This is a genomic window from Actinomycetota bacterium (assembly GCA_035540895.1).
Classification (GTDB): domain Bacteria; phylum Actinomycetota; class JAICYB01; order JAICYB01; family JAICYB01; genus DATLFR01.
Map to the genome: position 1 here is coordinate 1 of DATLFR010000020.1, position 5,913 is coordinate 5,913.

At 71.5% G+C, this 5,913-nt stretch carries 9 protein-coding genes; 7 read left to right on the forward strand and 2 right to left on the reverse strand.

Features of this window, described 5'->3' with window-relative positions:
• Together VM840_00925 and VM840_00930 are read left to right on the forward strand one after the other, a co-directional pair.
• Positions 1-929 (forward strand): signal recognition particle protein (locus VM840_00925; GenBank protein HVL80138.1); only part of this gene is annotated, 929 nt, incomplete at its 5' end.
• 58 nt (positions 930-987) lie between these two features.
• Positions 988-1,143: a hypothetical protein gene (locus tag VM840_00930; protein HVL80139.1), complete on the forward strand. Its 156-nt coding sequence runs from the start codon at positions 988-990 to the stop codon at positions 1,141-1,143.
• Here the strand turns inward: VM840_00930 and VM840_00935 are convergent.
• Together VM840_00935 and VM840_00940 are read right to left on the reverse strand one after the other, a co-directional pair.
• Positions 1,140-1,532 carry a YkvA family protein gene (locus VM840_00935; GenBank protein ID HVL80140.1) on the reverse strand — a complete coding sequence of 131 codons (393 nt, stop codon included), beginning with the start codon at positions 1,530-1,532 and terminating at the stop codon, positions 1,140-1,142. The two genes, VM840_00930 and VM840_00935, sit on opposite strands and share 4 nt — an antisense overlap.
• Positions 1,529-3,466 (reverse strand): S9 family peptidase, encoded by a 1,938-nt coding sequence (locus VM840_00940; protein ID HVL80141.1) that lies wholly within the window; start codon positions 3,464-3,466, stop codon positions 1,529-1,531. Before VM840_00940 ends, VM840_00935 begins: the two co-directional genes overlap by 4 nt.
• A gap of 76 nt (positions 3,467-3,542) precedes the next feature.
• On the opposite strand from VM840_00940, the gene rpsP reads away from it, so the two are divergent.
• The 5 genes from rpsP to trmD form a co-directional block, all read left to right on the forward strand.
• Positions 3,543-3,857 carry a 30S ribosomal protein S16 gene (gene rpsP / locus VM840_00945; GenBank protein ID HVL80142.1) on the forward strand — a complete coding sequence of 105 codons (315 nt, stop codon included), beginning with the start codon at positions 3,543-3,545 and terminating at the stop codon, positions 3,855-3,857.
• Positions 3,854-4,084, forward strand: a complete 231-nt coding sequence (locus VM840_00950) for a KH domain-containing protein (GenBank protein ID HVL80143.1) — start codon at positions 3,854-3,856, stop codon at positions 4,082-4,084. Before rpsP ends, VM840_00950 begins: the two co-directional genes overlap by 4 nt.
• 10 nt (positions 4,085-4,094) lie before the next feature.
• Entirely contained in the window at positions 4,095-4,598 is a 504-nt protein-coding gene (rimM, locus tag VM840_00955; protein HVL80144.1) for a ribosome maturation factor RimM, read from the forward strand.
• Positions 4,599-4,608: 10 nt separating this feature from the next.
• A complete protein-coding gene (locus tag VM840_00960) occupies positions 4,609-5,214 on the forward strand; it encodes a class F sortase (GenBank protein HVL80145.1) in 606 nt (201 codons plus the stop codon).
• 4 nt (positions 5,215-5,218) lie between these two features.
• A partial coding sequence (gene trmD / locus VM840_00965) for a tRNA (guanosine(37)-N1)-methyltransferase TrmD (GenBank protein HVL80146.1) occupies positions 5,219-5,913 on the forward strand: 695 nt, incomplete at its 3' end.

The window sequence follows — 5,913 nt, forward strand, 5'->3', positions numbered from 1 at the left end:
AGCTGCGTCAGCTCGGCTCCCAGATCAACGTCGAGGTGGAGGCGGGGGAGGCCGGCGGCGACCCGGTGGAGACGGCGCGGCGCGCGCTGAAGCGGGCGAAGGACGAGCGCTTCCAGGCCCTCATCGTCGACTCGGCCGGACGGCTCTCGATCGACGAGGAGATGATGGCTCAGGCCGAGTCGCTCCGGTCGGCCGTCCAGCCCACCGAGACCCTGCTCGTGCTCGACTCGATGACCGGACAGGACGCCGTCACGACGGCGGAGACGTTCGGCACCCGGCTCGAGCCGACCGGGGCGATCCTGACGAAGCTGGACGGCGACGCGCGCGGCGGTGCGGCCCTCTCGCTGGTCGAGGCGGCCGGGGTCCCGATCATCTTCGCGTCGACCGGTGAGCGCATCGAGGACCTCGAGCCCTTCCATCCGGACCGCATGGCGAGCCGGATCCTGGGGATGGGCGACGTCCTCTCCCTCATCGAGAAGGCCGAGGCGGCCATCTCCGAGGAGGAGTCCGAGGAGATGGAGCGCAAGATCCGGGAGGCGCGCTTCGACCTGGACGACTTCCTGAACCAGCTGCAGATGCTGAAGCAGATGGGGCCGCTGCAGAACGTGCTCGGGATGATGCCGAAGATCCCCGGCATCGGCCGCATCACCGATCAGGAGATCGACGAGAAGCAGCTGGTCCGGGTCGAAGCGATCATCCGGTCGATGACTCCGCAGGAGAGGTCCAGGCCCGAGCTGATCAACGCGTCCAGGCGCAAGCGGATCGCCACCGGTTCCGGCACCCAACCCCAGGACGTGTCCAGGATGCTGGACCAGTTCGCGCAGATGCGCAAGATGCTGCGGTCCATGGCGGGCGGGGGGGTCCCCGGGGCCGGTCGCCGCAAGGCGCGCAAGGCCCGCAAGGCGCTGCCGAAGATGAAGGGTTTCTGACACGGATCTCGTCCCGGTCTTCCGCGGCCCCCGTCCGATCGCGGAGCTGCTGCTCGGGGTGATCCACTCGGACGGGATCGACGCGATGCTCGCCACCGACGACGCGGCCGGCAACTACCCCCACCTCGGGTTCGCCCACGGCTCCCGGATCCTCGTCCGTCCCGAGGACGAGGCCCGCGCGCGGGAGCTGATCGACTCGGTCGAGACCGCCTAGGGGAGCCGGGCCAGCCGAGCGAGCGCGTCCAGGCCCTCGTCGCTGCCCGGCCAGTGCCGGCGCACCGCGTCCGGACCCGCCCTACGGACGACGGAGCGCAGGACCGCCGCGATGATGATCGCGTCGTCGGCGTACCCGAGCACGGGGACGAAGTCGGGGACGAGATCGAACGGGAGCGCGAGGTACGCGAACAGCAGCCAGAGCCTCACCCGGACGCCCCGGGGGAGCGACGGGTCCGCGGCCAGGCGTCTCAGCAGTCTGATCGTGTCGGGGAGCAGGCGGACGGCCTCCTTGAGCATCCCTGCCTGCGGCCCGGCCGCCAGCAGCGCGACGACCATCGCCACCCACGCCAGCAGGAGCGCGCCCACGACCGCGACGGCGATCCTCATGGGCGCAGGTATCGGGCGAACCAGTCCAGGATCACCTCGAAACGCATGACGCGGTGGGCCGGGCTCCCGGACCGCGACATCTCGTGTCCCTCGCCGGGGAACCGGACCATCTCCACGTCCCGCCGGTTGAGCCGCAGGAGCGTGAACAGCTGCTCGGCCTGCTCCACGTTGCACCTCAGGTCGTCCTCGGCATGCAGGATGAGCAACGGGGTGCGGATCCTGTTCGCGTGACCGAGCGGTGAGATCGCCTCCCACGCCTCGGGCGCTTCGTGGAAGTGGGCTCCGACGTACCCGACGAAGGACCAGCCCAGGTCGCTCGACCCGTACATCGAAGGCCACGAGTTCACGGCGCGTTCCGAGCAGGCGGCCGCGAACCGGTCGTCCTGTCCGATGATCCACGACGTCGCCCAGCCTCCGTACGAGCCTCCCATCACGCCCAGCCGCTGCGGGTCGCACTCGGGGAAGCGGTCGAGCGCCGTATCGACCACGGCGTGCATGTCCTCGATATCGACCGAGCCCATGCCCGGTCCGGCCTCGCCCGCCGGACCGCGGATAGCGCGTCCCCACCCCTCGGTGTATCCCGACGAGCCTCGGGGGTTGGAGAACAGGACGACGTACCCGGCTGCCGCGTAGATCTGGAACTCGTCGAAGAACCCGTTGCCGTACTGGGTGAACGGTCCCCCATGGATGTTGAGGAGGACGGGGTAGCGGCGGGTGCGGTCGAAGCCGGGAGGGCGCATGATCCACGCGTCCACCTCCGAGCCATCGCGGGAGACGGCGGTGAACCGCTCCGCCTCCACGAGCTGGGCCCTCTCGCAGAACGTCGACGAGTGGCGGGTGAGCCGGCGCCCCCCGTGGAAGAGCTCCGGAGGCATCGTCGGGGTCGTCGCGGCATGGACCCCCTCGCCGGCGACCAGGTCGAGGCCCGTCACCCGCAGCTCCCCGTCCACGACCCGAACCGGGTCGGCCGAGCCGTCCGCCGGTCCCAGGTAGACATGGGTGTTCCCTCCGTCCTCGACCGCGAAGACGACGCGGCCGTCAGAGGTCCAGACGGGCTCGCGGATGGAGGGGAAGGGGGCGCAGTTGCGGTCCAGCGCCGTGGTGAGGAGCCGTCGCTCGCCCGAGCCGAGCTCGAGGACGGCGATCTGGGTGTGGCGCGGCCGGTCGAGGACCCCCTCCGCGTACTGGTAGGCGATGGCCGAGCCGTCCGGCGACCAGGAGGGAGACGAGCACGAGCCGTCCGTCGATGTCAGGAGCTCGGGCTCTCCGCCGCCGGCGCCGACCGCGTAGAGGTCGGACCGGTCGTCGAGGTCGTGGTCGTCGTGTCCGGACGCGGAGAACACGAGGCGGGACGAGTCCGGGCTCCAGGACGGACCGGAGACCCCGGCCTCGAACGAGGTGAGCTGGACGGGCTCGCTCGACCCGTCCGCGACGACGACGAAGAGCTGCGCGGGACGGTCGACCACCCACCCCTCCCCGTCGAGCTTGAACCCCAGGCGGGTGATCCGGCGCGGCCTCCTCCGGCGGTCGTCGGTCTCCTCGTAGGCCGGGTCGGGCACCCGGGAGCAGAACGCGACCCGGGTGCCGTCCGGCGACCAGACGGGTGAGGTCACCGACTCGGGCAGGTCGGTCAGCTTGACCGCCTCCCCGCCATCGGACGGGAGCACGTACATCTGCGCGCGCTCACCATCGCGATCGGACACGAACGCCAGCCGCGCCCCGTCGGGCGACCACCTGGGAGACGAGTCTCGCTTCGGGCCCCAGGTGAACCGGCGCGGGTCGGACGAGCCGTCGACGGGGACCGTCCATATGGAGCTGCGGTACTCCTGGTCCTCGCGGTCCATCGTCGTCAGCGTGTAGGCCACGCGGGTGCCGTCCGGGCTCACCCGCGGGTCGCCGACCGCGGTCAGCTCGTAGAGGTCGTCCGGACGCATCGCTCCCTCCCTGCCCTGGTATCCTGTCCGGCGGCGCCCCAGGCGCCTCCCGCAGGAGACGAGAGGACATACTCACATGGTCAAGCTCCGACTGATGCGCGTCGGGACCACGAAGAAGCCCGTCTACCGGGTCGTGGCCGCCGATTCGCGCTCGCCGCGGGACGGCCGCTTCATAGAGATCATCGGACAGTACGACCCGAAGCCCAACCCGAGCTTCATCGAGATCGACGAGGCGCGTGCGCTGCACTGGCTCGCCTCGGGAGCCCAGCCGTCCGACACCGTCACCGCCCTGCTGAAGCGGTCCGGGATCTGGCAGAAGCACGTGGCGGCGCACCCGCGCAAGCCAGCGAAGCAGCGCGAGCGCAAGCCGAAGGCCGCCGCGAAGTCGTGAAGGACATCCTCGAGTTCGTCGCCCGCTACCTCGTGGACAACCCCGACGAGGTGAAGGTCGAGTCGCTCGAGGGCCAGCGCGCGATCATCCTCCAGCTCTCGGTGGCGCCGGAGGACATGGGCAAGATCATCGGCCGCAACGGCCGGGTCGCGAAGGCGCTGCGGACGCTGGTCGGAGCGGCCGCCGTCCGCGACGGGCGCAGCGCCATCGTCGAGATCGTCCAGTAGCGCGGGGCGCGTGGGGGACGAGCACATCGTCGTCGGCCGCATCAAGCGGCCGGTCGGGCTCAAGGGCGAGGTGGAGGTCCACGTCGAGTCCGACGAGCCGACCCGGTTCCAGCCCGGCTCCCGGCTGCTCGGCGGTCCCGACCGGCGTCCGCTCCGCATCTCCAGGTCGCGCGTCCACGGCGAACGCCGCATCGTCGCCTTCGAGGACGTCGGCGACCGGACGGCCGCGGAGGCGCTCGGGGGCATGGAGCTGTTCGTGCCCACCTCGGAGGTCCGCGAGCTGCCGGAGGGGGAGTTCTGGGACTTCGAGCTCGTCGGCTGCGAGGTGGTCTCCCCGGAGGGGGAACGCCTCGGCGAGGTGGTCGCCGTGATGCACCCGCCGGGCAGCGACATGCTCGTGATCGAGGCCGACGGACGGGAGCACCTCGTCCCCCTCGTCAGGGCGCTCGTCCCCCACGTCGACCGGGGAGCCCGCCGTCTCACCGTGGACCCCATCCCGGGCCTGCTCGAATAGGATCGGTCCGATGATCGGACGGCTGCTCTACCGGCTCCGCCGGCCCGCCCTGCTCCTGGCCTCGGCGGCCGCGCTGACCGCGGCGATCGTGCCTGCGCCGCAGCTCGAGCAGGCTCCGGTGGCGCAGGAGGTGGTGGCGGCGCCGACGCCGTCACCCGTGGAGGAGACGCCCGTGCCGGTCCCCGTCTTCGCCCCGACGGAGATCGAGCTCCCCACGCTGAACCAGACGGCCCCCGTCGTCCCGGTGGGGGTCGAGGCCGACGGGGCGATGGGGACCCCGTCCAACGCCGTCGACGTGGCGTGGTGGGACGGGGTGAGGGTGGGCGAGGGCAATGCCCTCCTGGCGGGGCACAAGGACTGGAACAAGCGGCCCGGCACCTTCTTCCGCCTCGGGGAGCTGAAGCGGGGCGACCCGGTCGTGGTGAGGGGACCGGAAGGGGAGCTCCGGTTCGAGGTGGCCTGGGTCCACCAGCTCCACAGGGACTCCGACGCGGCCGGGATACTCGGAGATCAGGGGGCCCCGACCCTGACGCTCATCACCTGCGGGGGCCGGTTCGACCGCGCGGTCCGCGGCTACGAGGACAGGATCGTCGCCCGCGCGGTCCTGCGGGCCTGAGCCGTTGCGGATCGACGTCGTCACGATCTTCCCGGACGTGATCCGCGCGTTCGCCCAGGCCGCCCTGCTGGGCAAGGCCGTGGACAGGGGGCTGCTCGAGGTCGCCGTCCACGACCTGCGCGACCACACGCGCGACCGCCACCGTCAGGTCGACGACGAGCCCTACGGGGGAGGTCCGGGCATGGTCATGAAGGCGGAGCCGCTCTTCGACGCCGTCGAGTCGATCGACCCTGAGCGTTCAGCCCACGTCGTCCTCCTCACGCCGGCGGGGCGCAGGCTCGACCAGAGACTGGTGCGCGAGCTGGCCGCCCGGCCCCGCCTCGTCCTCATCTGCGGCCGGTACGAAGGGGTCGACGAGCGGGTGGCCGAGCACCTGGTGGACGAGGAGCTGTCGATCGGCGACTACGTGCTCGCGGGGGGCGAAGCGGCCGCGATCGTCGTCGTGGACGCGGTGGCTCGCGTCCTGCCGGGCGTCGTGGGGGAGCCCGAGTCGATCGCTCAGGAGTCGTTCGAAGACGGCCTGCTCGATCACCCGCAGTACACGCGGCCGGCCCGGTTCCGGGACTGGGAGGTGCCCGAGGTGCTGCTCTCCGGCCACCACGCCGAGATCGAGCGCTGGCGCCGAGATGAGGCCGAGCGGCGCACCAGGGAGCGCCGTCCCGATCTGCTCGGAGAGGACCCCCGAGACCCCAGCTGCTA